Origin of the sequence: Nonomuraea sp. NPDC049784 (genome assembly GCF_040659615.1) — a bacterium.
Taxonomy (GTDB): domain Bacteria; phylum Actinomycetota; class Actinomycetes; order Streptosporangiales; family Streptosporangiaceae; genus Nonomuraea.
This window is the reverse complement of the sequence record NZ_JBFAMX010001318.1, coordinates 1-1051: the sequence shown is the minus strand read 5'-3', so window position 1 is coordinate 1051 and position 1051 is coordinate 1. Positions and strand designations below refer to the sequence as shown.

General features: G+C 72.0%; 1 protein-coding gene and 1 pseudogene. One reads left to right on the top strand and one right to left on the bottom strand.

The window, feature by feature from the left end; all coding sequences use genetic code 11:
- Positions 1 to 109: pseudogene (locus tag AB0J09_RS65725) on the top strand (ABC transporter ATP-binding protein); the annotation flags it as partial.
- A gap of 30 nt (positions 110 to 139) precedes the next feature.
- Here AB0J09_RS65725 and AB0J09_RS65720 read toward each other — a convergent pair.
- Positions 140 to 1051 (bottom strand): cytochrome P450 (locus AB0J09_RS65720; RefSeq protein ID WP_360714747.1); only part of this gene is annotated, 912 nt, incomplete at its 5' end.

Genomic DNA, 1051 nt, shown 5'->3' with positions numbered 1-1051 from the left:
GCTGGACCAGGCGTTGCGGCGGCTCACGGAGGCGGGCGTGCGCAGCCTGGTCAGCCGGCCGCCGACGCTGGAGGAGCTGTTCCTGCGCCACTACGAGACCGCGCGCTGACCGGGTCGGCATCAGCGTTGAAGGCCCCGGTCAGCGGTCGCGAGAGCCGAGCCGGGCGGGCATGGTGCGGGTGCTGTTGCCCAGCAGCGTGTTCAGCGGAGCCAGCTCCTCGGGCCGCGCGGCCGGTGTGATCCGCGGGAACGCCTCGAACAGCGCGGTCAGCGCGATCTCGGCCTCCAGCCTGGCCAGCGGCGCGCCGAGGCAGAAGTGCGGCCCGTGCCCGAACGACAGGTGGCTGCTCGGCGGCTTGCTCACGTCGAAGACGTCGGCGTCCTCGCCGTAGTGGCTCGGGTCGCGTCCCGCGGAGGCGAAGCAGGCCAGTATGGGCTCGCCGGTCCGCAGGTGCACGCCGTCGATCTCGATGTCGCGTACGGCGTAGCGCATGGGGAAGTAGGCGATCGGCGAGTCCCATCGCAACGTCTCCTCCACCGCCGCGCTGTAGGGGCACCGGCCCGAACGCAGCAGGCCCAGCTGGTCCGGCCGGTTGAGCAGGGCGCCGATGGCGTTCGTGATGAGGTTGACGGTCGTCACGTGCCCGGCGATGAACAGCAGCTCGATCGTGGCGAGGAGCTCGTCGGCGGACAGGCGGGCGCCGTCCTTGTCGCGCAGCCTGAACAGGTCGGTGATGAGGTCCTCGCCCGGCGTGTCCCGGCGCTCCTCGATGATCTGGTCGAGCAGCTCGTGCAGGGTCCCGCGCAGCCCGGGCGTGTCGTCGGGGCCGCCGTCCACCTGGACCACGGCGTCGGAGAGCTCGTGCAGCCGGTCCTGGCGCGCGGCCGGGATGCCGATCAGCTCGGAGATGACCTCGCGGGGCAGCGGGTAGGCGAACTCCTTGCGCAGGTCCACCGGCTGGTCGGGCGGTCGCGGCACGAGGACCAGCCGTGGCTGACGCGCTGGCTGGAGGACAAGTGGTCCTCGCTCTACACCCGCCACCTGTTCGCC